The following is a 22,025-nucleotide window of genomic DNA, read 5'->3' as shown; positions in this document are numbered from 1 at the left end:
ATAAATATAACAAAAAAACCAACTCTAATGAGTTGGTTTTTTTGTTATATAATAAGTCAATTAGTACAATCTTTACAAGATAGCTACAAACACACTCATTATGAATTACAAATTACTAATCACAGGAATTATCTTATGCGCTTTTTTTTAGTTGCCAGGAAACAAAAAAAGAAGACACTTCTGCTAACTCTGAAGTAAGGACTGAAGAGCCAGCAATAAACACCTATTCACAAACTACAGATATTCCTAAAGGAATAATGACGCCAAATACTGTGGAAACGTCTATAGGAACTTTAAACTTTTTCGATGGCGCACCATTATCAGAAACTGCTGAATTAATTTATGACAATCTGGATCGTATGCGTGGTGTATATGCATTTCTTAAAGGAATACAAGGTGCGTCTGTAAGAGAATTAATTGAAGAGCCAAAAGCCATAGGTGCCAATACCGAGTTTAACAAGATCCTCATCTTCGAGGAGCTTATGGATTCTAAACAAATATTTCTAACAGGAAATACGTCTACTTTATACATAATCCCAACCCTTGATTTAAATGCAAATGGACCGATGGTTCTAGAAGCTCCTCCCGGGTTATTAGGCGGTTTTAATAGCGCTTGGTTTGAATATATAAGTGATATTGGTATTTTTAGACCAGATCAAGGTAAAGGAGGGAAATTTCTCGTTTTACCTCCAGGATATGAAGGAAAAGTTCCATCAGGTTATTTTGTAGTAAAATCACCAACATACAAGGTGTGGAATTTTATGCGTGCATCCATCGCTGATGGATTGGATAAAGCATTGAAAATGGTCAAGGAAACTTTAAAAGTGTATCCTTTGTCCATGGCTGATAATCCTCCTGCAATGGAGTTTATAAACGGATCAAATAAAGCTTTCAATACTGTTCATCATAACGATTATACGTTCTTTGAAGAAATAAATAAAACCATTCAAGAAGAGCCATTGGAAATGTTAAATCCGGAAACACGAGGTTTATTTGCATCTATTGGAATTGAAAAAGGAAAAACATTTGTGCCAGACGATAGAATGAGGAGAATTCTAACTGATGTTGTTACCATTGGAAATGCTACTGCACGTTCAATTGTATGGTATCCAAGAGTAAGTGGTAGTGTTGATAATATTGCAGGAATTCAAATTTATCCAGACACTAACAGTTATTGGATGATGGGCTTTATAGACAAAAACGTATTCTTTACAGGGGAAGACAAGCAAACAATGAATACAGATGCTCGCTTATTCTTCTACTATTCTTATACTGTAGTAACTCCTGCAATGGCAGTATCTTTTCCTGGAAAAGGATCAGATTATGCAGTGGGCTTTGTAGATGCTAATAAAAAACCAATGGATGGCTCTAAAACGTATAAAGTGACTTTACCTCATAATGTGCCAGTGAACAATTTTTGGGCCTTTTCTCTATATGATAACCAAACAAGATCCCAGTTACAAACCGACCAAAGACAACCAAGTGTAGGTAGTCAAACGGAAGAATTTAAAATAAATCCTGATGGTTCTATGGATGTGTATTTTGCACCAATAGCTCCGGAAGGATTTGAAAATAACTGGTTGCAAACCATTCCAGGCAAAAGCTAGTTTACCATTTTAAGAATGTATGGGCCATTAGATCCTTAGCTTAAAAAAGAATGGAGACCTAATGAAATAGAATTGGTTAAATAATTAAAAATAATAAAAGATGGTTTGAGCTTTCATTCAAACCATCTTTTATTATTTAAAAATCTAGCAATTTTTCCAAAGCTGGCAACAGATTTGGATACTTAAATTCAAATCCTTCAGCTTCTATTTTATTTGAACTTACACGCTGGCTTTCAACTAACAACACATGCATATCTCCTAGTATTAACTTTAAAAATACAGTTGGAATATTTGGTAAGAAAAGTGGTTTTCTTAATGTTCTAGCTATTGCTTTTGTTAATTCTTGATTTGAGACAGGATTTGGAGCTACTGCATTAAAAACACCTTCCGAATTAGTCTCTAAAGTATGTATAAATATTCGAGCTAAATCATTGATATGAATCCATGATTGCCATTGAAAACCACTTCCTAAAGCAGTTCCAAAACCATATTTAATGGGACTCATCAATTTTGGCAAAGCACCTTCCTGATTATCTAAAACTAAACCAATTCGAATTTTTGTAACCAAAATTCCTAAATCTGAAAAATCATCAGCTGCTTTTTCCCAAGCTTCAGAAACTTCTCCTAAAAAACTAGAAGATACAACAGGAAAATCCTCATCATAGTAATTAGTAAGGGAATCTGGGTAAATTCCAATAGCGCTTGCAGAAATTAATTGCTTAATCTTTATATTTTCTTTCTTAATAGTAATCTTTAATAGTTGTAAAGATTGCAACCTACTATTTAAAATTTTCTGCTTATATTTTTTTGTCCATTCATTAGAGATTGATGCTCCAGCTAAATTTATTATAGCATCTACACCATTAAAACATGTCTCATCGATTTCTTGTGTTACTGGGTTCCAATGAAACCCTTTATAATTTTCTGTATCTTCAATTTTATCTCTTGAAGTCGTTAAATAATGGACAGAAATATTTTGGTAACGACATTGCTTAACGATGGCTTTACCAATTAACCCTGTAGCCCCAGTAATTAAAACTTTCATCATTAATTTTTATTTAAATATACTGAATAGCAAAGCCATTATCATTGACTTTACATAAGGTTTAACAGATTTAACTTAAGTTTAGGGATTGATAATCGGAACGCATAGAATGCTTAGGGTCTTTTCATTTAAGGTATTTGGCTCGCACACTCGCCGAATATTACACTTCTTTCCAAGCACGTAACATTTCACGTTTACCTGGAGGCCCTGGAATTCTTTCTACTACAAAACCTACAGCTTGCATGGCTCTTCGAACACTCCCTTTTGCTGAATAGGTTACAAGAATGCCATTTTCGGCTAAAGCATCATACATTATTATAAAAATATCTTCTGTCCAAAGTTCGGGTTGAATTCGAGGTCCAAAAGCATCAAAATATATAACATGAAAAGTGTTTATATCTGTAATTTTTGAAAAAAACTTTTGTTGCTTTACTAAAGTGAAGCCTGGTGATATTTCATGTAATTCTTCCCAGGAAACCTGATGAAGATCTTGGAATAATTGACCCGAATTCTCAAAAGTAAATTGCGAACCATAATTCAACTCATTGACTTCTTCAACTGAAACAGGATAGGCTTCTACGCCAACATAATTAATTTGAAGTGCGCTTTTTTTCAACTCATCTAAAGTAGCCATAGCATTTAAACCTGTTCCAAAACCTATTTCTAAAACAGATATAGGTTTTATACTTTTACATAAAGTATAAAAATGCTTCAATCCTTGTTCTATATAAACATGTTTTGATTCTTGCAGTGCTCCATGAATAGAATGGTATTGTTCGTTTAAATCTAAAAGTTGAATTGTTTTAGAACCATCTGCTGTTGTGATGATTTTTCGTTCCAAAATCTATTTAATTAATAGTTTCCGTATTCTAGGAATAGGTCCTGTACATTCGGTTTGGTGACAAGAAATGCAAAGGTTAATGGTGTTGTTATATCGTTTTTCTAAAGGAATTTGAGATTCTGTATTAAATATTTCTTTTTCACTTTCTATAAAAAGTTTTGAAAAACTTTGAAAAGTTTCATTTCTACTCTTAAACTCAGACATTTCTGCCGAATGTATTTTTAAAAAATCTAAGGGAAACTCTACAGGTACAATCCCGTTTAAAATATCTTCTTTAACTTTTAAGTTTTGTGCATACATCTCATTCATCAGGTTTGCCATTTCCGATGGCTGATACATATCGTATATCATTTCTTCTTTCTTTGTTTCAGCTTTCTTTTCAGATTGATTACAGCTTAAAAAGAAGAATAACACACAAAAACTTAATATTAAAATCCTCATTTATTCTTCTTTTAGCAAAACACCATCAGCTTCAAAGGTATAAGTTCGCTTAGGTTCTGTGATGGCTGCTATTTCTTCATCAGATTTACCTGCATCTTCTGCATAGTGACGTTGTTCTTCAACAGAAACTTCGCTAACAAATGCTTTTCCATTGACCACTACTTCTTTTCCTGCAATATTTTTTGGCATAAAAAATCCGTAATCCTTAAACTTTACCATTACCTCTTCATCGTTTCCTAAATCTAATTTCATCCAGCATCCTTTAGCTTGGCAAACCTCATCTACCTTTGCTAACATTTTGGTTGAAAGGCTATCACCTACAATCATTTCTTTATAAGTATCTGCCATTAATTTTGCTTCAATGGCATTGTCTGCTTCAATTTTCTCTCCAAAAGACGCATAGGCTATCTCCTTAATTTCTTCAGTTTCAACTGTGTTTTCTGAAGCTTTAGATGTTTTATCTTTACAAGAAATAAAGACTAAAGAAAAAATTAAAAGGGTTAAAATATGTTTCATAATAATTTTAAAATTTAAAGTAAGTTTAACGTCAAAGGTACGTATTTTTTAAAAATTGTTTTGATTTTTTATCCTGTTTAAATTTTATAAATTCGCAGAAGAAAATAACATATAATGACGAATCCTTCAAATAACGAAATTGATATTGTAAAATCTAATAAATCTAAAATCCATGATGTCGATTTTGAGAATCTAACTTTTGGTAGAACCTTTACTGATCATATGTTTGTTTGCGATTATATTGATGGTAAATGGCAACAACCTAAAATTATGCCATACCAAGCGATGACATTTGAACCATCTGCCAGAGTTTTTCATTACGGTCAGGCTGTTTTTGAAGGTATGAAGGCTTATAAAGACGATTCAGGAAAAGTTTGGTTATTTAGACCAGAAGAAAACCATCGTAGAATAAATATATCTGCAGCTCGATTAGCGATGCCTGAATTTCCAAAAGATTATTTTTTTAATGGACTGGAAACTTTATTAAAAATAGATAAAGACTGGATAAAATCTGGTGTTGGAAATTCGTTATATTTAAGACCCTTTGTTATTGCTACCGAACCCGCAATTTCTGCTTCGCCAGCAAACAGCTATCGTTTTATGATTATTTGTTCGCCTGCAAAAGCATATTATTCTGGAAAAGTTCGTGTTTTATTTGCTGAACAATACAGTCGTTCTGCAAATGGTGGTGTTGGATTTGCTAAAGCAGCTGGCAACTATGCAGCTCAATTTTACCCTACTTCTTTAGCCCAAGAAAAAGGCTATCAACAAATTATTTGGACAGACGCAAATACTCATGAGTTTTTAGAAGAAGCTGGGACAATGAATATTTTTTTTAGAATTAATAACACTCTAATTACTGCTCCAATTAGCGATAGGATTTTAGATGGTATAACTAGAAGAAGCATCATTCAATTAGCCGAAGACAATGGTGTTGTAGTAGAAGTTAGACGAGTTCCTGTAAATGAGATTAAAGAAGCTGCAAGAAATGGAAGTTTAAAAGAAATTTTTGGAGCTGGAACAGCTGCTGTTGTTAGTCCAATTTCAGCTTTTGAACATGGAAATGATGTGTTTGAAATCCCAGATATTGAAAAATCGTTTGCTAGTATGTTTAAAAATCAATTGCAAGAGATTCAACATAATTTATCTGATGATAAACATAATTGGAGACGTGAAGTTAAATAAAAAAAGGGAAGCAATGCTTCCCTTTTTTTATTTATTCAAAATAGCAGAAATATGGGGTTTAAAATAATTTGGTCCTTTTAAAACCTTACCATCTTCTCTGTAAATGGGCTCTCCGTTTTCGTCTAGTTTACTCATATTACTACGTTGAATCTCGTCAAAAACTTCTTCAATTTTATGTTGCAAACCATGCTCAATAATGGTTCCACACAAAATATAGAGCATATCTCCTAGGGCATCTGCAACTTCAACTAAATCGCTGTTATTTGCTGCTTCAAGATACTCTTCATTTTCTTCACGCATTAATTTATAACGAAGCATGTTTTTCTCTAGACCTAAATGTGCTTTTGGTGTTTCTCGATGTCCTATTTTAAACGCTGTGTGAAAAGCTTTTACAGCTTCAATTTTATCTTTCATTAAAAATATATTTTTCATTTCCGTGAAAACAGAAATCTAATCCTAATTGTTTTTGTAATTTTACATAAAATTAAGGATATGTTTACAAATGGTCAATTAGTTTTTGGTATTTTATTTGCTATCGCATTTATAATCATCCTATTTTATACCTATAGACACGATAAAAGGATTCATAGAAAATACTACAAAGGAAGTGTTTGGGTTTTAATTGCTTTTATTTCATTCATTTTATTTATTGTTTCTATTAAATGGGTTTTTAAATAAAACCTAAATTCTAGTATTTATTTTTCATACTTCACATTTTCATTTAATTTATCTAGAAATATAGAATGATGACATCTAATAGTTTTTGCGATATATACAAATAAATAATATTATTATACTGAGAAACATAATATTAATGTATTTTTATCAAGCTATTAATCAAACTAAACTTAAATGAAAAATTCTACTCGAGTCCTCATGATTATTTGTTTAATTACAAATGGACTTTTTGCTCAACAAAAAACAAATCAAAAAATTTCAACCACAAAATCTTCTGTTTCTTTAGAAAAATTGATTAAACAAAAGAACAGCACTTATGTGGTAACAAACGATTATGTTAGTGATAAAACTGGCATAAGGCATGTGTATTTAAGACAAGCCATAGACGGCATGGAGGTTCAGGGCACTGAATCAAACATTCATTTAGATGCTTCTGGCTCTGTAATTATGTCTCATAATAATTTTTTAATGGACATTCAATCTACAATCGTTAGCAAGTCGGTGGCATTAAATGCAAAACAAGCGATAATTTCTGTTGCTAATCAAATGAATTATCCAATAAACGCTCTTGAGATAATAAAAAACGATGGAGGTATAAACAAACAAGCGCTTTTTAATAAAGCAGGAATTTCTTCAGAAAACATCCCAGTGAAACTCAAATATTATTATAGAGAAGATATAGGAACAACCTTAATTTGGGAACTTTCAATCGCTGAACTAAATTCTTCGGATTGGTGGAGTTTTCGTGTTGATGCAGCTACAGGGTTTATCCTGGACAAAGTGAATTTAACATCTTATTGTAACATTTTAGGTAATCATGACGATCATTCACATATTAACTCTGGTGTTAATCAACCTAATTTCATTGGGCCAATTCAAGAAAACACTTACAATAACATATCTCAAACAAACGTCACATCTACTGCTCGATTTGCACCAGCTGCTAGCTATAATGTATATGCAATGCCGACCGAATCACCGAATCACGGAGGAAGAACTTTAGTTACAAACCCTGAAAATTTAGTGGCTTCTCCTTATGGATGGCATGATATTGACGGAGTTGATGACGCTGAATATACAAATACAAGAGGTAATAATGTAAGTGCTTTTGATGAAGATGACAATAACGATTTACCAGATGACAGATATACATATAGTCCTGGAGGAAACTTAATTTTCGACTTTCCTATAAATATAGTCTATTCGCCAGGAGATCAATCGGACGATGCTGTTGTTACCAATTTATTTTATTGGAACAATATTATTCATGATGTGGCTTATCAATATGGATTAAATGAAGCTGCTGGTAGTTTTCAAGAAAATAATTATGGAAATGGTGGTGCAGGTTCCGATTCAGTGAACGCTCATGCACAAAGTGGAGCTGGATCCTGTAATGCTAATTTTTCAACTCCAGAAGATGGTTTCAGACCAAGAATGCGCATGTATGTATGTAATTCAAGAGATGGTGATTTAGATAATGGTGTTATTGTTCATGAATATGGGCATGGTATATCTAACAGATTAACCGGAGGTCCTGCAAATTCATTTTGTCTTCAGAATACCGAACAAATGGGAGAAGGCTGGAGCGATTTTTATGCCTTACTACTAACCATGAAACCTGGAGACGCAGGAACAGACACAAGACCTATGGGTACTTGGTTATTGGGTGAAGATGCTAATGGTGCAGGAATTAGAACCTATCCATATAGCACACTTTTAGCTACAAATCCACATACTTACGATGACATCAAAACAGAAGCTATTCCCCACGGAATTGGCTCTGTATGGACCTCTATGTTATGGGAGATGACCTGGAATTTAATTGACGACCAAGGTTTCGATACCGATTTCTATAATGGAACTGGAGGTAATAACATTGCCTTAAATTTAGTAACACAAGGCTTAATATTACAACCTTGTAGCCCAGGATTTATAGATGGTCGAGACGCTATTTTAGCTGCAGATCAAGCTTTATATGGTGGTGCTTACCAATGTTTAATATGGGAAGCTTTTGCTAAAAGAGGTTTAGGTTACAGTGCTTCTCAAGGGTTATCTTCAAGTAGAAGTGATGGAACCGAAGCATTCGATTTGCCTCCAAATTTTTCTAGTTTTAATACTATAGAAGATGTGTGTTTAGCAGATGGCGTACAAACAGGTCTTTCTGGAGGATTGCCAACTGGAGGTGTATATAGTGGATTAGGTGTTACTGATGACGGTAATGGAACAACATTTACTTTCGACCCAAGCATTGCTGGAGTTGGCCTAGCAACTATAAATTATAACGTTAATGATTTTTGTCTTGGAACACCAGCAACTCTTAACGATCAAATAAATGTAACCAATAATCCACCAGAAATAATAACTAGAGGTGGTGGACAAATTACTTTTACTGATTCAGAATCTGACAATCCTGCAGTAGCAATTCCAGATGGAGATATCGTTGGAGTGACTACAACAATGACAGTCGCTTCAAACGTAGTGATTACAGATTTAAATGTTGATATTGATATTTCACATACTTGGGTAGGTGATGTTACTATAACTATCACATCTCCTAATGGTACATCTGCTGTTATTTTTGACCGACCAGGAGTCCCAGCATCTACTTATGGCTGTAGTGGAAATAATATTTTGGCAACATTTGATGATGAAGCAACAGACCCTATAGAAACAGAATGTGAAGCCACCGAACCTGCAATTTCAGGTAGCTTCTTACCACAAAATCCTTTATCTGTTTTCGATAGTGAAAATACACAAGGTGATTGGGAAATTACAGTATCAGATAGTGTTGGTGCAGATTCAGGAACATTAAACTCTTGGGGAATAACCTTTAATTACGAAGTAGTATCTACACCTTTAGATGTATTTCTTGATGGTTCAGGAAATGCTACTATAAATGCCTCAGATTTATTATATAGTATTACTGTAGATTGTGGTACAAATACAGTTACTGGAGGCAACCCATTAGCTACTACGGTTAGCTTTTCTTGTATAGATTTAGGATCTAATAATGTAGATGTTTTAGCCACAAACCAAGCTGGAGCTTCAACTTCTGGAACTGCTATAGTAAATGTCATAGATAATTTGAATCCTACTGCATTAGGTCAAGACATTACTGTTAATTTAGCAGGAAATAGTTCCGTTAGTATTACAGCAGACGATGTAGATAATGGCTCTTCAGACAATTGTGATTTTACTTTAAGTATTGACGAAGATACGTTTACTATTCCTGGTAACTACCCAGTAGTTCTTACCGTTACTGATAGCTCTGGAAATGAGCATATGGTAACAGTAAATGTAGAAGTAATTGATGTTCCTTTATCTATTGAAAATTTTGAAGCTTTAGATCAACAAATAACAGTTTATCCAGTCCCAACTGAAGCGACTTTAAACATCTCAACAGAATTAAAAATTGATTCTATTGATATGTTCGATTTGTTAGGTAAACAAATTATGCATCTTGAAAACCCTTCTAAATCAATAGATGTTTCAAACATATCCGAAGGTATGTATTTATTAAAATTTAAAATTGAAAACAAAACAGTAATAAAACGCTTTGTTAAAAATTAAAAATCTATTTAATACAAAAAAAAGCCTTAATAAAAATATTAAGGCTTTTTTTTTGTAAGATGCTTTTTTATTAATTCACTTCAGGAAGGAAATTATAGTTTTTACTATAATCAAGCATTTGTCCTGAATATGTTTCCGGTTGTGTTACTTGTATAGCTGTAATCTCTCCATTATCATCTATTTCTGGAACTAAAACAGGATTTACAAATCCACTGTAAGGTGCAGATGTAAATTGCTCATTTCGTTTTAAAACTTCAGCATGAACATCTTGATCCACTTTAACACCATAGGTTTCTACTAAGGTTTCTACAGCTTGATAATCTCCTTCAGATTTTATACGTTGTGTTTCGCGTAATAACTGTCCAAAAAGATCATGCAACTTATCATAATCGTTAATATTATAATATGTTTTACCATCTCGTGTTATTTTTTCAATCACATTATCAGCTTGACCTTTTTCAAAAGCCCAAGCACTTACCCATTGTCTGTTTCTCATGTGAGCTTCTTCAACATCATCACCTAAATTTAAACGAATTAATTGAGTCATCAATCCATTTCTAATATAACCATCATAAGCTGCTTTTCCAACAGATTTCCAATCGTCTACTAGACCTAACTCTTGTAATTTTGGATTGTATAAATAATAAAGACCTACTAAATCTGCACGTCCTTCTTCTAAAGTAGACGCATAATTTTTAAGCGTTTCTTTGGTTTCACCAACGCCTGGATTTAATTGTCCAGAAGCATGACCAATCACTTCATGTAAAGCTGTATGCAATTTATCTGCTGTTTGTCCGTACTTTTCTTCTAGTTGTAATTCTTCTTCATCATTAACAAATTCATGAAGACGTCCAGTACTTCCTGCATTATTATAAGCTTCAATAATATTTCCAAGAGAAACAGATTTACTACCAACAGCTGCCCGAATCCAATTGGCATTTGGTAAATTAACACCTATAGGTGTGCTTGGCGAAGCATCTCCAGCCTCTCCAGCAACATTAACCACTTTATAAGTAACACCTACCACATTTTTCTTTTTGTGTTCTTCCATTAAAGGGGAACTATCTTCAAACCACTGTGCATTATCGGATAATACCTTCATTTTTTGAGACATGTCAAAATCATTGATTTGTACAATACTTTCATAAGAACCTCTATATCCTAAAGGATCATTATAAACTTCAATAAAACTGTTTATATAATCTACGTTTCCAGAAGTTGCAGCTGTCCAGGCTACGTTGTAATCGTCCCAAGTTTGAAGATCTCCTGTTTTATAATATTGGATCAATAACCCAATCGCATCTCCTTGTTCTTTATTTTCTGCTACATCTTGGGCTAATTCTAACCATTTGGTAATTTCATCAATGGCAGAACCATATAAGCCTCCAGATTTATATACTAATTCTTTTAATTGTCCATTTTCTTTTACCAATTTAGAGTTTAATCCAAATGATAAAGGTTTTTCAGGATTTGGAGATTTTTTATTTTTATAGAATTTTTCTACATCTGCATTGGTTACATTTGGCCCATAAAAATTCACTGCAGAAAGTGCCACATTATCTACACCTTTTGCTTGATTTACTTTTTTAGCATCTTTGTCATTAAAAATAACATTAAAGGCTTCACCTTCTAAAGATGTACTTGTTTCTGCTAATAAAGTTTTTAAATACTCTTCTGAAAATTCTGGTTTTAACTTATCGTTAGAGTAATGATGATGAATACCATTACTAAACCAAACACGTTTTAAATAAGATTCAAATGCGTTCCAATCGTCACTAGTTTTATTACCCGAATAATTAGTATAAACATTTTCTAGTGCTTTTCTAATTTTTAAATTATGCCTGTAATTTTGGTCCCACATAATATCTCTTCCTGCTAAACCAGCTTGAGTTAAATAATAAACCAATTTTTGTTCTTTTAAAGTTAAATTCTCCCAACCTGGAATTTGATAACGTAATATCTTAATGTCTGCAAACTGCTCAACATTATAGTCAAAGGCTTTTTCTTCAATGGTTTCTTTTACATCAATTACTGTCTCTTTTTTATCTTGATTACAAGACACAAAAGCAGTTAATACAAAAGCAAAACCTAATACATGTGTGAATTTCATTTCTTTTATTATTTAATATTGTATTGCAAATGTAACATATATTAAGATAGTATAAAATTGATTACCTTTGAAAAAACATCTATAAACCCTACCATGAAAGCACTTAAATATATTCTGTTTCTAACCCTTATTTTAATAATTGGTTTTACCATATACATTGCGGTTCAACCTAATTCATTCGAAATAAAGCGAGACAGAACTATTAATGCTCCAACTGAGGTTATCTATAATAATGTGATTGATTTTAAAAATTGGGAAGCGTGGTCTCCATGGGTTGAAAAAGACCCTGAAACAGTTATTACTTTAAGTGACCAAACGAAAGATGTTGGTGGATCCTTTTCTTGGGTAGATTCTCATGGTATAGGAACAATGAAAACGCTGGAGTCCAATAAACCTCAATCAATACGTCAAGAATTACAGTTTGGCGAGTTTGAGCCATCTCAAATCCTATGGACGTTTGAACCAACTGAAGATGGCAAAACAAATGTTACATGGAAAATGAGTAGCAAGAATGTACCTTTTATGTTTAAAGCAAGTGCGTTTTTTTCTGGAGGATTTGATAATATGATAGGCCCAGATTTTGAAAGTGGCTTAGCGAAACTTGATAAGATAGTTGTAGCTTCAACAAAGGTTTATGCTATTAATGTTGATGGTATTACACAACATGGTGGTGGATTTTATCTTTATAACTCTACTTCTGCTAAGATGGATAATTTTGAAATTGTAATTCAGGAGCTGCTATCAAAAATCAGCAATTATGTACAGGAAAATAACATTACAACTGCTGGTCCACCTTTTGTTTCTTACCATAAATGGGATGAAAAAAATAATACTGTGATGTTTTCGTGTAGTGTACCAACAACGGCTCAAGTTATCTCAACTCAAGACGATATTTTAACTGGGCAACTAGAACCATTTACGGCTGTAAAAACAACTCTTAACGGAAATTACAAGCACCTAAAAGAAGCTTGGGAAAAAACGATTCAATACGCTACAAAAAATGAATTAAGATTTACTGAGCAAGGTCTAATGCTTGAGGTTTATGTTACAGACCCTGCCAAGACACCGAATCCAAGTAATTTAATAACAGAAATTTACATTCAAGTAGAAGAAACAGAACAGTCTCCTTTATAATAAAAGTAAGAAGTTTAAATTATTTGTCTCTTAAATATTCTTTTATATTAAAATACAAGCAAATGCAACCAATTCTTTATAACAATAAATATACTTATTAAATGAAGCAGCTTTTACTTGTTTTTGTAGGTGGAGGGTTTGGAAGCATGTTAAGGTACGTTATTGGAAAGCACCTAAATAGTTACGAAACGGGTATTCCTTATGGTACATTTGCAGCAAACATTATTGGCAGTTTACTTATTGGACTTATTTTAGGGTTTGCATTAAAAAACAACACACTTTCACAAAATTACACCTTATTATTAGCAACTGGATTTTGTGGTGGGTTTACTACCTTCTCAGCCTTTGCTTATGAAAATCATGTGTTTTTAAAATCTGGAGATTTTATGAGCTTTGCTATCTACACCATCGCAAGTTTTGTACTTGGATTTCTTGCAGTTTTCTTAGGCATGTATCTTGTTAAATAAAAAAACAAGTCATTTTTTATAAAATATACGACATTCTACGTATGTTTTCGCTTACTTATAATTAGGATTTTTGAACCATAATCTTTTAAAACCTAATTATCATGAAAAAAATTATCCTAAGTATGGTCTTACTTGTTGTAAGTTATACAAATGCACAAAACACGTTAATTGTAGATAATAACGTATTTATCGACGATTCTCCTTCACATGTATTCACAAGTTTTGCCGCAGCATTAGCAGCTGCGTCCAACGGAGACACCATATTAATACAACCATCTGCCACTTCTTATGGCAACATCAACATTACAAAATCCATTACTGTAAAAGGCATGGGTTATGCACCTGTACTTAACAATGGTGAAAGTTCGTATATAGGCAGTGCTTCTATAAATGCAAGTAACATCAAATTGACTGGAATGAATATAAGTGGTGGTATCGCTGGTGGTAGTGGTATTAGTAACTTACTAGTTGAAGACTGCTACATTGGAAGTGTATCATTAAATGGAACAGGAAATAGCAACCATACTTTTAGAGGAAATGTAATTCTTGCGCAAATTTATTTAAACGCAACAAATACAAATAGTATGAATTTTACTTTTACAAATAATTTAATTCAAAATTTGAACAATTATTCACTCTATAATTTTAATGACACCACTATATTTAATAACAATACTATTATAGCAGATAGAGCTCATGTCTCTTACGTTACTTTTAATAATCCTAACAACCTTGTTTGTCAAAATAATATTTGGGTGTTCACTAGCAACTCATTTTCAGCTGTAAATCAATCAGGGGCTGTTCCAGTTATTCATAATAATTCATTGACATACCACTATGGCTCACCAACTATTACTGCTCTAAATGGTACAGGAAATTTAGATAACCAAAACCCGTTTTTTGCAAACATTCCTGCAAATAACCCATATTGGGCTGCAGATAATGATTATAATTTAGGCGCTAGTTCTGCTGGTAATGATGCTGGAACAGATGGTAACGACGTAGGGATTTACAATGGATATTACGATTTCGATATGAGAGGCTACCCTACAGAATTACCATATTTAACTGAAATGTCAATCAGCAACAACATGGTTCCTGCTGGCTCAAATTTAAGTGTAAACTTAAAAGCTAACGCAAATAAAACTAATTAAACACCAAAAATTATGAAAGCTTTATATACCTTTTTAATAGGCTGCTTTTGTGTTGGTGTTACGTTAGCGCAATCGGATATTGCAAGTGTTGAATATTTCTTTGATACAGATCCTGGTCTAGGAAATGGCATCTCAATAGATATTGATCCAGATGTAGAATTGTTAGACCAAAACTTTAACATTCCTACAACTGGTCTGGATCAAGGAACACATAGACTGTTTATGAGAGTTGTTAATGTAGACGGTTTAACAAGTATGTACAACTACAAAACATTTAGAATTTCTGATGTACCAGATACAAATTCAGCTAGTTTAGTTGAAACAGAATTCTTTTTTAACTCAGATCCTGGTTTTGGAAACGGATATACGAGAGTAACTAATAACTCTAATAGTATGAACAGAAATTTTAATATCACTATTGATGGTTTACCGGTTGGAACTCACAGACTCTTTTTTCGTACCAAAAACAGTGACAATGAGTGGAGTATGTACACATACAAAACCTTTAGAAAATCTGATGCACCAATTACCAATTCAGCAGATATTGTAGAAGCAGAATATTATTTCAATACAGATCCAGGTTTGGGCAATGGCACTAACATTGATGTTGCTGATGTAGCATCATTAGATGAAAGCTTTAATATTTCAACTGCAAGTTTGCCTATAGGCACTCATAGAATGTTCTTACGTGTAAAAAATAGTGATAATACTTGGAGTTTGTACGATCATAAAACATTTAGAGTCTCTGATGCACCAATTACCAATTCGGCAGATATTGTAGAAGCAGAATATTACTTCAATACAGATCCTGGCTTAGGAAATGGAACTCATATAGATGTAGCAGATTTTGCTTCATTAGATGAAAATTTCAGCATTCCAACCTCTAGTTTAAACATTGGCACTCACAGAATGTTTATGCGTGTAAAAAATAGTGACAATTCTTGGAGCATGTACGATAACAAAACTTTCAGAGTTTCTGATTTACCTGAAATAAATACAGCTTCAATAACAACTGCCGAATATTTTATTGATGTGGATCCTGGTTTTGGAAACGCTACATCTTTAACCATTTCTGGAGATGATATTGATGAAAATGTTATAGTTCCTACCTCAGGAAGTATCTCTCAAGGTGATCATTATTTACACATTCGTGTTCAAAATACCGATGGAACGTGGTCTTTATATGACAGGCAGTTATTTGAAATAGATGGAACTTTAGGAGTTGCTTCTGAGGAACTTTCTGAAATAAGTATCTACCCTATACCTGCTTCAGATTATGTAAATATCAAAACGCCTAATCATGTTCAAATAAAATCGATAAGACTTATTGATATGAATGGTAAAATCGTGATGCAAGTTCAAGATCAAATTGAAAAAATAAATATTTCAAACTTACAACAAGGAGTCTATTTAATGCAAATAACCACTAATAATAGTAGTTTATCAAAACGCATTATTAAAAATTAAGTTTAGTTAGTGAGATTAAAGCGCCTAATACTTTTGTTAGGCGCTTTAATGTTTTACAAAATCTTTAACTCCAGCTTTCACCTCAATGTTTAGATAATTTTCCCTTGGAACAATAGGACAAGAGTACTTTTCATTATAAGCACATAATGGGTTATATGCTGTATTAAAATCAATAATTAGTGTATCTCCTTCTGGTATTCTTAAATCAATATATCGTCCTCCTCCATAACTAGCATCACCATTTGTTAGATCTAGAAATGGTAAAAATAAATAATCAGCATATTCTTCTTTCTGCATTAAATCCTTTCCTTGAAAAATGTTTAATTGATGTTCTTTCCCTTTTAAAAAGAAGGTTAAAATTCCAAATACACGTTCTTGAGAAACTCTATCTGTAGTCGTTCGCATTTTAAACCATTTAGAGTCTGGAGTTCTCTTAAGGGTCGCAGAAACGATATAAGTAGAATCGAATTTAAAAAAATCAAGCTCTTTAAAATCTTTACGATCTTTATCTTTCAATGGTGATTTTGTAGCATCTTTAAAATCAGCATTCATCTTTTTTTGAAACTCTGTTTCACCCAGAATTGGCTGTTTGTCTTGAGCACAACTTAAAATAGAAATCAATAAAAAAAAGTGTAGGAAGTATTTCATTTTCATATTTTTTACTTTTCAAAAATACAACTTTAAAATATTTTGTTTAGATTTGATTCATTAAAAGTAAAAAACAATGATTAATTACGTCACTTATTGTAGAAAACAAACCTCTTCTTATTGCAGGTGTTTGGCTTACTATGTATTCTAGTGATTTAATTATCAAATGAAATTATATAAAAAAGTCCGACGCTCTCGTCGGACTTTTTACTTTTAATGAAGCAACAAAAATGAAAAAACTATTTAATAATTATATAAACACCTTTAAAGGATTATCTTCTGAAGTATGGTGGCTTGCATTAATTACATTAATTAATCGAGCTGGAACCATGGTAATACCTTTTCTCTCTTTATACTTAACTGAAGATTTAAATTTCTCTTTTGCAGATGTAGGCTGGGTCATGTCTGCCTTTGGTTTAGGTTCTGTAGCTGGTTCCTGGTTAGGTGGTAAATTAACAGACAAAATAGGTTATTATAAAGTCATGGTAAGAAGCCTTTTAACAACAGGAGTGTTGTTTATAGGATTACAATTCTTAGATACATTTACTTCTTTTTGTTTAGGTATTTTCGTAATTATGTTAGTTGCAGATATGTTTCGACCTGCCATGTTTGTAGCTTTAAGTGCTTATAGTAAGCCTGAAAATAAAACCCGATCAGTTACTTTAATTCGTCTGGCTATAAATTTAGGTTTTTCAGCAGGCCCAGCTGTTGGTGGGTTAATTATAACCACTATGAGTTATGGTGGTTTATTTTGGGTAGATGGAATTACGTGTATACTTGCAACACTGCTTTTAATAAAAGTACTTAATCCAAAAAAGGCCAGAACCTTAGATGTTGTAATTAACGACAACCCCCAATCCGCATATAAAGACAAGGCTTTTTGGATATTCCTGGCTTCTATGACATTGTTTGGTATTATCTTTTTACAATACTTTTCTACCATGCCATTGTATTATAAAGATGTTTATATGCTAACCGAATTACAAATTGGAATGCTATTAGGACTTAATGGTTTTGCTATTTTTATTTTAGAAATGCCACTTATTAAATGGCTAGAGCATACTAAATACACCAAACCAGGACTCATGATCTTTGGAGCAATATTAACAGGTGTTAGCTTTCTAGTATTAGATATAACCTTTTGGGTTGGTTTATTAATAATTGGTATGTTATTGATGACTATTGGTGAGATGATTGCATTTCCATTCTCAAATGCATTTGCTATGCAACGAGCCAAAAAAGGAAATCAAGGCGAATATATGGCCTTGTATACCATAGCATTTTCTATTGCACATATTTTTGGCCATAATGTAGGATTACATCTTGTTGAAAAATTTGGTTTTAATATAACTTGGCTTATCATGGGGATATTAGGTCTTGTTTGTGTAGGCCTTTTATACTATTTGAAACAATATTTAAAGAGTAAGAATGAATTATATATTAAATAATTCATTCTTACTTTAATGGCTTTACTGGGTTATGTTTAATAACATGAGATAATACAATTTGAGTCTTTGTCTCACCATAAACAATTAATTGGTCTATAAAAAACTCTAAATGCTTCTGATTTTTTAATACAACTTCCATCACAATGTTTTCATTTCCTGTTATTCGATAGCAGTTTATTACTTCATCAAAGGTTTTAACTTTTTCTAAAAATGGTTTTAACATACCCATAAAAGCACGAATAGTTATAAGTGCTTTTAATTGATATCCTACCTCAAATGGAGAAACCGATGTATGATAATCCTGAATAATACCCAAGTCTTCCATTTTTTTTATTCTTTCGGAAACTGCTGGCGAACTAATACCTACTTGCCTGCCAATTTCAGCATTAGATAGTCTCGCATTCCCTTGCAAACATTTCAGAATTTTCCAGTTTAGCTGATCTAAGCTCATTTTAAAGAAATATTAAAATATACATTAATTATTAAATCAAATATACAATTATACTTTAAATATGAAAGTTAAATATGGAAACTTGTTCCTATTTTTGATATAATTGCTATTTAAAAATGATTACAAATATGTCCTCACATCTATCCCACTTGCCTATTTATCAAAAGGCTATGGAAATTATTATCTTATCTAGAAGTATCTCTACATATTTAAATCAAGACTTAGCGTTTTTACAGTCTGATGGGACAGAAGATTCTAACATCTATTTCTCTGGAGATATTGTGCAACAATCCACTTCTTTAGCACCAGAAATTGAAAAAGCTGAATTAGAAAAATTTAGTGATAAAAAGTATAAACATATTGCTACTGTTAGACGCTTAACAAATTTATTATACAAAAATTGTAGTCGCTTAGAAAAATCGAATAGCAATGGTAAAGATTATCTTCCAATACTAAGAAGTGAGCTTAAAAAGTTCAGAAAGCTTCAACACACTTGGTCATTAACCCTTTAAGTAAACTTTCAGATATTGTTTAATGCATCAAGCACTAATCGTATTTCACCATAGGTATACTTCTCATTTATTTGATGTTTTAAATCAGATACATTTTCAAAAGTATGTTTTGGAATAATAACCTTTAATTCTTTATAATGTTTTTCAGAAACTAAATCTGTAATCTTAATATCTCCCGAAGAAATAAAACTTGCTAAATGTCCAAAAATAGTATTTGCATTTAATTCTCTTTCTAAAGCTATTTGTTCTATAGATTTACCCGATTTAAATAATTCTAAAGAAATACTCCTTGTCTCACCTTTTTGTCTTTTTGGTTTTGAAGTTTCAAATATTTCTATTTCATTTGAAGTTTGAATATCGTTCTCTTCACAATAATTATAAATAACGGCTAATATTTTTTTTCCATATTTATTTACCCTTACTTTTCCCATACCATTAATTTCACTTAACTCTTTTAAATTTGTTGGTAGAGTTTCACACATATCATATAATGCTTTTTGAGTAAAAACTTGATAGTGGATTAAATTGTTTTCTTTCGCAATGGTGTTTCTTAATTCACGAAGCAGCTCAAATAACTCAATATTTGTTGTGCCATCAACAACAGATTTCCTAGGTTTCTTCGGGGCTTCCTTTGCTAAAAAGACTGATTTGGCTCTTAACTCTAAAAATACAGTTGTTTTGAAACCTTCAGATAAACCCTCAAAAAATAGCAATTTTGTAGCAATTAATTCTTCAATGGTGTCTAACTGCTTGTTAATATCCTTTTCAATGGCCTTGTTATCCGTAGTAAAATTAAAAGTGTTAAATGGTTTAATAATATGAGATTTTGTTTGTTCCATAAAATATTCAATAGCTTTTATAAAACGTTCTTGCAATTTGTTATTCATTTCTGGCTCTTCATCATTTTGAGAAAAGTCAATAAGTTGAGATTTGAATCTGTTAGCAACTTTTAACAAACTATTAATAACGTCCTTAATTGTAATCAATGGCGTTTCTAGGTTCCCTTCAATAATATTTCTATTCTTATAATAGATATCCAAAACACGATTTATAGAATATAAAAACTTATAATAATCGAATATCTCTGATATTAAATCTAGTTGAAACCTCATTCTAGATGTAGATAAAACGAAATCATCAGGCTGATTTTCTTCTGCTTCTTTCGTAAATGAATTCACATTAACATCATTAATAATTTGATTTGAATCAATTTTACTTTTTAACACTAGGCCTTCTAAACTTTTACAACGACTTAATGCTACATAAGTTTGTCCATGTGCAAAAGCGTCATGGGCATCAATAATCGCTTTTTCAAAAGTTAAACCTTGACTTTTATGAATCGTAATAGACCAAGCTAAACGTAATGGCATCTGGGTAAACGAACCTATTCTGTTTTCAGTTATGGACTTAGTTTCAGTATTAACTGTATAATTTATATTTTCCCAAGTTTCTGTTGTTACAATAATATTAAAATCATCGCTAGGGCATTTGACAACTATTTCATCTTTTTCTAAGAGAATCACTTTGCCAATTTTACCATTAAAATATCGTTTATCACCAGAGCTATCATTTTTCACAAACATGACTTGCGCTCCAACTTTTAGTGTTAGTTCTTCTTTATTAGGAAAAGAATATTCAGGAAATTTCCCTTCAACATTTGCAATATAAATTTGGGATTTATTTTCAATTTTTTCTAGTTCTCTTTTATTAGTTGCTTCAGCCTTATTGTTGTGTGTTGTGAGAGAGATATAACCAGAATTTTCTGCAGGAGAAAAATCTGGTATGTATCTTTTATTTAACTCATCTTTTGAAGTCTTTGATAAAGTATTGTTTCTTATCTCGTTAAGAATTTGAATGAATTTAGGATTATCTTGTCTGTAAATATGTTTTAGTTCAACTGTAACCGCTTGACACTTTTGATATACTAAACTGCTAAAAAAAAACGCATTTTTATAAAATGGGTTTAGTAATTGCCATTCGTTTTCTTTTACAACAGGAGATAGTTGTTGTAAATCTCCAATCATTAACACTTGTACACCACCAAAAACTAGATCTTTATTTCTATAACGTCTAAGTGTTTTATCAATTCCATCCAATAAATCAGCACGAACCATACTGATTTCATCTATCACTAATAAATCTAATGATTTAATAATATTTATTTTTGTTTTGCTAAATTTTCGATTAAAACTAGAAGATTGACCAAAAGCTTCATTTGGCAGAATAGGTCCAAAAGGCATCTGAAAAAATGAATGTATGGTAACCCCTTTAGCATTAATAGCAGCAACACCAGTAGGTGCAACAACAACCATGCGTTTTAAAGAATTTATTCTTAATTTATGTAAAAATGTGGTTTTACCAGTACCTGCTTTACCTGTTAAAAACACATTTCTGTTTGTTTCATTAACAAAGCTCCAAGCTAAATTTAATTCATTATTTACCATCAAATTAATATTAGAAACTTTTTTTTATACCATCTATCTTGATAATAAAAAGAAAATATCTTAATCCTAGAAATCTACACTTCTAAAACCTTAACCTTCAATAAAAAGTAAAGTTATTAATTTTTAAGTCAAAGGCAAACATTTTAAAAATCACTCAAACCAAGAACCTTACATAATATATTTAAAAAAAAAATCCCGATTCAAAAAAATGAATCGGGATTCTAAAAAGGCGATGACCTACTCTTCCACAAATGCAGTACCATCGGCGCTAATGGGCTTAACTTCTCTGTTCGGAATGGTAAGAGGT

19 protein-coding genes and 1 rRNA gene are annotated in these 22,025 nt (G+C 32.0%); 10 read left to right on the top strand and 10 right to left on the bottom strand.

All coding sequences use genetic code 11. From position 1 onward, the window contains the following. The first annotated feature begins 257 nt into the window (after positions 1-257). Positions 258-1,607 carry a DUF1254 domain-containing protein gene (locus tag ACI5KZ_RS13815; RefSeq protein WP_406847953.1) on the top strand — a complete coding sequence of 450 codons (1,350 nt, stop codon included), beginning with the start codon at positions 258-260 and terminating at the stop codon, positions 1,605-1,607. Positions 1,608-1,743: 136 nt separating this feature from the next. Here the strand turns inward: ACI5KZ_RS13815 and ACI5KZ_RS13810 are convergent, their stop codons facing one another. The 4 genes from ACI5KZ_RS13810 to ACI5KZ_RS13795 all read right to left on the bottom strand — a co-directional run bounded on the left by ACI5KZ_RS13810 (position 1,744) and on the right by ACI5KZ_RS13795 (position 4,450). Then, complete coding sequence (locus ACI5KZ_RS13810) at positions 1,744-2,655, bottom strand: TIGR01777 family oxidoreductase (RefSeq protein WP_406847952.1); 912 nt, start codon at positions 2,653-2,655, stop codon at positions 1,744-1,746. A 157-nt stretch (positions 2,656-2,812) separates the two neighbouring features. Beyond that, positions 2,813-3,493: a tRNA (5-methylaminomethyl-2-thiouridine)(34)-methyltransferase MnmD gene (gene mnmD, locus ACI5KZ_RS13805; protein WP_109309090.1), complete on the bottom strand. Its 681-nt coding sequence runs from the start codon at positions 3,491-3,493 to the stop codon at positions 2,813-2,815. A gap of 3 nt (positions 3,494-3,496) precedes the next feature. Beyond that, on the bottom strand, positions 3,497-3,934 hold the full coding sequence (locus ACI5KZ_RS13800; protein WP_406847951.1) for a hypothetical protein: 438 nt from the start codon (positions 3,932-3,934) through the stop codon (positions 3,497-3,499). Beyond that, complete coding sequence (locus ACI5KZ_RS13795) at positions 3,935-4,450, bottom strand: DUF4920 domain-containing protein (protein ID WP_406847950.1); 516 nt, start codon at positions 4,448-4,450, stop codon at positions 3,935-3,937. 114 nt (positions 4,451-4,564) lie between these two features. Between ACI5KZ_RS13795 and ACI5KZ_RS13790 the strand changes: the two genes are divergently transcribed. Then, entirely contained in the window at positions 4,565-5,635 is a 1,071-nt protein-coding gene (locus ACI5KZ_RS13790) for a branched-chain amino acid aminotransferase (protein WP_406847949.1), read from the top strand. A gap of 27 nt (positions 5,636-5,662) precedes the next feature. Here the strand turns inward: ACI5KZ_RS13790 and ACI5KZ_RS13785 are convergent, their stop codons facing one another. Continuing rightward, complete coding sequence (locus ACI5KZ_RS13785; protein WP_109309138.1) at positions 5,663-6,049, bottom strand: nucleoside triphosphate pyrophosphohydrolase family protein; 387 nt, start codon at positions 6,047-6,049, stop codon at positions 5,663-5,665. Positions 6,050-6,127: 78 nt separating this feature from the next. Here ACI5KZ_RS13785 and ACI5KZ_RS13780 point away from each other — a divergent pair, with 78 nt between their 5' ends. Both ACI5KZ_RS13780 and ACI5KZ_RS13775 read left to right on the top strand, forming a co-directional pair. Beyond that, entirely contained in the window at positions 6,128-6,313 is a 186-nt protein-coding gene (locus ACI5KZ_RS13780; protein ID WP_109309094.1) for a hypothetical protein, read from the top strand. Between the two features lie 174 nt (positions 6,314-6,487). Then, positions 6,488-9,883: a M36 family metallopeptidase gene (locus tag ACI5KZ_RS13775; RefSeq protein WP_406847948.1), complete on the top strand. Its 3,396-nt coding sequence runs from the start codon at positions 6,488-6,490 to the stop codon at positions 9,881-9,883. 70 nt (positions 9,884-9,953) lie between these two features. Here the strand turns inward: ACI5KZ_RS13775 and ACI5KZ_RS13770 are convergent, their stop codons facing one another. Beyond that, a complete protein-coding gene (locus ACI5KZ_RS13770; RefSeq protein ID WP_406847947.1) occupies positions 9,954-11,993 on the bottom strand; it encodes a dipeptidyl-peptidase 3 family protein in 2,040 nt (679 codons plus the stop codon). 93 nt (positions 11,994-12,086) lie between these two features. Between ACI5KZ_RS13770 and ACI5KZ_RS13765 the strand changes: the two genes are divergently transcribed. The 4 genes from ACI5KZ_RS13765 (at position 12,087) to ACI5KZ_RS13750 (ending at position 16,215) form a co-directional block, all read left to right on the top strand. Beyond that, the gene (locus tag ACI5KZ_RS13765; RefSeq protein WP_406847946.1) at positions 12,087-13,127 is read left to right on the top strand and encodes an SRPBCC family protein; all 1,041 of its coding nucleotides are present in this window, start codon (positions 12,087-12,089) and stop codon (positions 13,125-13,127) included. Between the two features lie 101 nt (positions 13,128-13,228). After that, positions 13,229-13,594 carry a fluoride efflux transporter CrcB gene (crcB, locus tag ACI5KZ_RS13760; RefSeq protein ID WP_109309097.1) on the top strand — a complete coding sequence of 122 codons (366 nt, stop codon included), beginning with the start codon at positions 13,229-13,231 and terminating at the stop codon, positions 13,592-13,594. A gap of 101 nt (positions 13,595-13,695) precedes the next feature. Beyond that, positions 13,696-14,748, top strand: a complete 1,053-nt coding sequence (locus ACI5KZ_RS13755; RefSeq protein WP_109309098.1) for a hypothetical protein — start codon at positions 13,696-13,698, stop codon at positions 14,746-14,748. A 12-nt stretch (positions 14,749-14,760) separates the two neighbouring features. Further along, positions 14,761-16,215, top strand: a complete 1,455-nt coding sequence (locus ACI5KZ_RS13750) for a T9SS type A sorting domain-containing protein (RefSeq protein WP_406847945.1) — start codon at positions 14,761-14,763, stop codon at positions 16,213-16,215. A gap of 45 nt (positions 16,216-16,260) precedes the next feature. On the opposite strand, the gene ACI5KZ_RS13745 is transcribed toward ACI5KZ_RS13750, so the two are convergent. Then, on the bottom strand, positions 16,261-16,863 hold the full coding sequence (locus ACI5KZ_RS13745) for a DUF1684 domain-containing protein (RefSeq protein WP_406847944.1): 603 nt from the start codon (positions 16,861-16,863) through the stop codon (positions 16,261-16,263). A gap of 230 nt (positions 16,864-17,093) precedes the next feature. Between ACI5KZ_RS13745 and ACI5KZ_RS13740 the strand changes: the two genes are divergently transcribed. Then, entirely contained in the window at positions 17,094-18,311 is a 1,218-nt protein-coding gene (locus tag ACI5KZ_RS13740; RefSeq protein ID WP_406847943.1) for an MDR family MFS transporter, read from the top strand. 7 nt (positions 18,312-18,318) lie between these two features. Here the strand turns inward: ACI5KZ_RS13740 and ACI5KZ_RS13735 are convergent, their stop codons facing one another. Continuing rightward, positions 18,319-18,762 carry an Lrp/AsnC family transcriptional regulator gene (locus tag ACI5KZ_RS13735; protein WP_109309102.1) on the bottom strand — a complete coding sequence of 148 codons (444 nt, stop codon included), beginning with the start codon at positions 18,760-18,762 and terminating at the stop codon, positions 18,319-18,321. A 128-nt stretch (positions 18,763-18,890) separates the two neighbouring features. On the opposite strand from ACI5KZ_RS13735, the gene ACI5KZ_RS13730 reads away from it, so the two are divergent. Beyond that, a complete protein-coding gene (locus tag ACI5KZ_RS13730) occupies positions 18,891-19,274 on the top strand; it encodes a hypothetical protein (protein ID WP_109309140.1) in 384 nt (127 codons plus the stop codon). Positions 19,275-19,282: 8 nt separating this feature from the next. Here ACI5KZ_RS13730 and ACI5KZ_RS13725 read toward each other — a convergent pair whose 3' ends face one another. Beyond that, positions 19,283-21,718, bottom strand: coding sequence for a helix-turn-helix domain-containing protein (locus ACI5KZ_RS13725; protein WP_406847942.1), 2,436 nt, complete (start codon positions 21,716-21,718; stop codon positions 19,283-19,285). A gap of 224 nt (positions 21,719-21,942) precedes the next feature. Next, positions 21,943-22,025 (bottom strand): 5S ribosomal RNA (gene rrf / locus ACI5KZ_RS13720); the annotation flags it as partial.

The sequence above is a fragment of the Xanthomarina sp. GH4-25 genome (assembly GCF_045363175.1).
In the GTDB taxonomy this organism is placed as follows: Bacteria; Bacteroidota; Bacteroidia; order Flavobacteriales; family Flavobacteriaceae; genus Xanthomarina.
Note: the sequence above shows the minus strand (reverse complement) of the source record. Positions and strands in the feature narration are given on the sequence as shown.

Excerpts from the sequence above, each read along its gene's own strand:
- ACI5KZ_RS13815 (WP_406847953.1), top strand. The coding sequence starts at position 258 with ATGACGCCAAATACTGTGGAAACGTCTATAGGAACTTTAAACTTTTTC.
- ACI5KZ_RS13810 (WP_406847952.1), bottom strand. The coding sequence starts at position 2,655 with ATGATGAAAGTTTTAATTACTGGGGCTACAGGGTTAATTGGTAAAGCC.
- ACI5KZ_RS13800 (WP_406847951.1), bottom strand. The coding sequence starts at position 3,934 with ATGAGGATTTTAATATTAAGTTTTTGTGTGTTATTCTTCTTTTTAAGC.
- ACI5KZ_RS13795 (WP_406847950.1), bottom strand. The coding sequence starts at position 4,450 with ATGAAACATATTTTAACCCTTTTAATTTTTTCTTTAGTCTTTATTTCT.
- ACI5KZ_RS13790 (WP_406847949.1), top strand. The coding sequence starts at position 4,565 with ATGACGAATCCTTCAAATAACGAAATTGATATTGTAAAATCTAATAAA.
- ACI5KZ_RS13785 (WP_109309138.1), bottom strand. The coding sequence starts at position 6,049 with ATGAAAGATAAAATTGAAGCTGTAAAAGCTTTTCACACAGCGTTTAAA.
- ACI5KZ_RS13780 (WP_109309094.1), top strand. The coding sequence starts at position 6,128 with ATGTTTACAAATGGTCAATTAGTTTTTGGTATTTTATTTGCTATCGCA.
- ACI5KZ_RS13775 (WP_406847948.1), top strand. The coding sequence starts at position 6,488 with ATGAAAAATTCTACTCGAGTCCTCATGATTATTTGTTTAATTACAAAT.
- ACI5KZ_RS13770 (WP_406847947.1), bottom strand. The coding sequence starts at position 11,993 with ATGAAATTCACACATGTATTAGGTTTTGCTTTTGTATTAACTGCTTTT.
- ACI5KZ_RS13765 (WP_406847946.1), top strand. The coding sequence starts at position 12,087 with ATGAAAGCACTTAAATATATTCTGTTTCTAACCCTTATTTTAATAATT.
- crcB (WP_109309097.1), top strand. The coding sequence starts at position 13,229 with ATGAAGCAGCTTTTACTTGTTTTTGTAGGTGGAGGGTTTGGAAGCATG.
- ACI5KZ_RS13755 (WP_109309098.1), top strand. The coding sequence starts at position 13,696 with ATGAAAAAAATTATCCTAAGTATGGTCTTACTTGTTGTAAGTTATACA.
- ACI5KZ_RS13750 (WP_406847945.1), top strand. The coding sequence starts at position 14,761 with ATGAAAGCTTTATATACCTTTTTAATAGGCTGCTTTTGTGTTGGTGTT.
- ACI5KZ_RS13745 (WP_406847944.1), bottom strand. The coding sequence starts at position 16,863 with ATGAAATACTTCCTACACTTTTTTTTATTGATTTCTATTTTAAGTTGT.
- ACI5KZ_RS13740 (WP_406847943.1), top strand. The coding sequence starts at position 17,094 with ATGAAAAAACTATTTAATAATTATATAAACACCTTTAAAGGATTATCT.
- ACI5KZ_RS13735 (WP_109309102.1), bottom strand. The coding sequence starts at position 18,762 with ATGAGCTTAGATCAGCTAAACTGGAAAATTCTGAAATGTTTGCAAGGG.
- ACI5KZ_RS13730 (WP_109309140.1), top strand. The coding sequence starts at position 18,891 with ATGTCCTCACATCTATCCCACTTGCCTATTTATCAAAAGGCTATGGAA.
- ACI5KZ_RS13725 (WP_406847942.1), bottom strand. The coding sequence starts at position 21,718 with ATGGTAAATAATGAATTAAATTTAGCTTGGAGCTTTGTTAATGAAACA.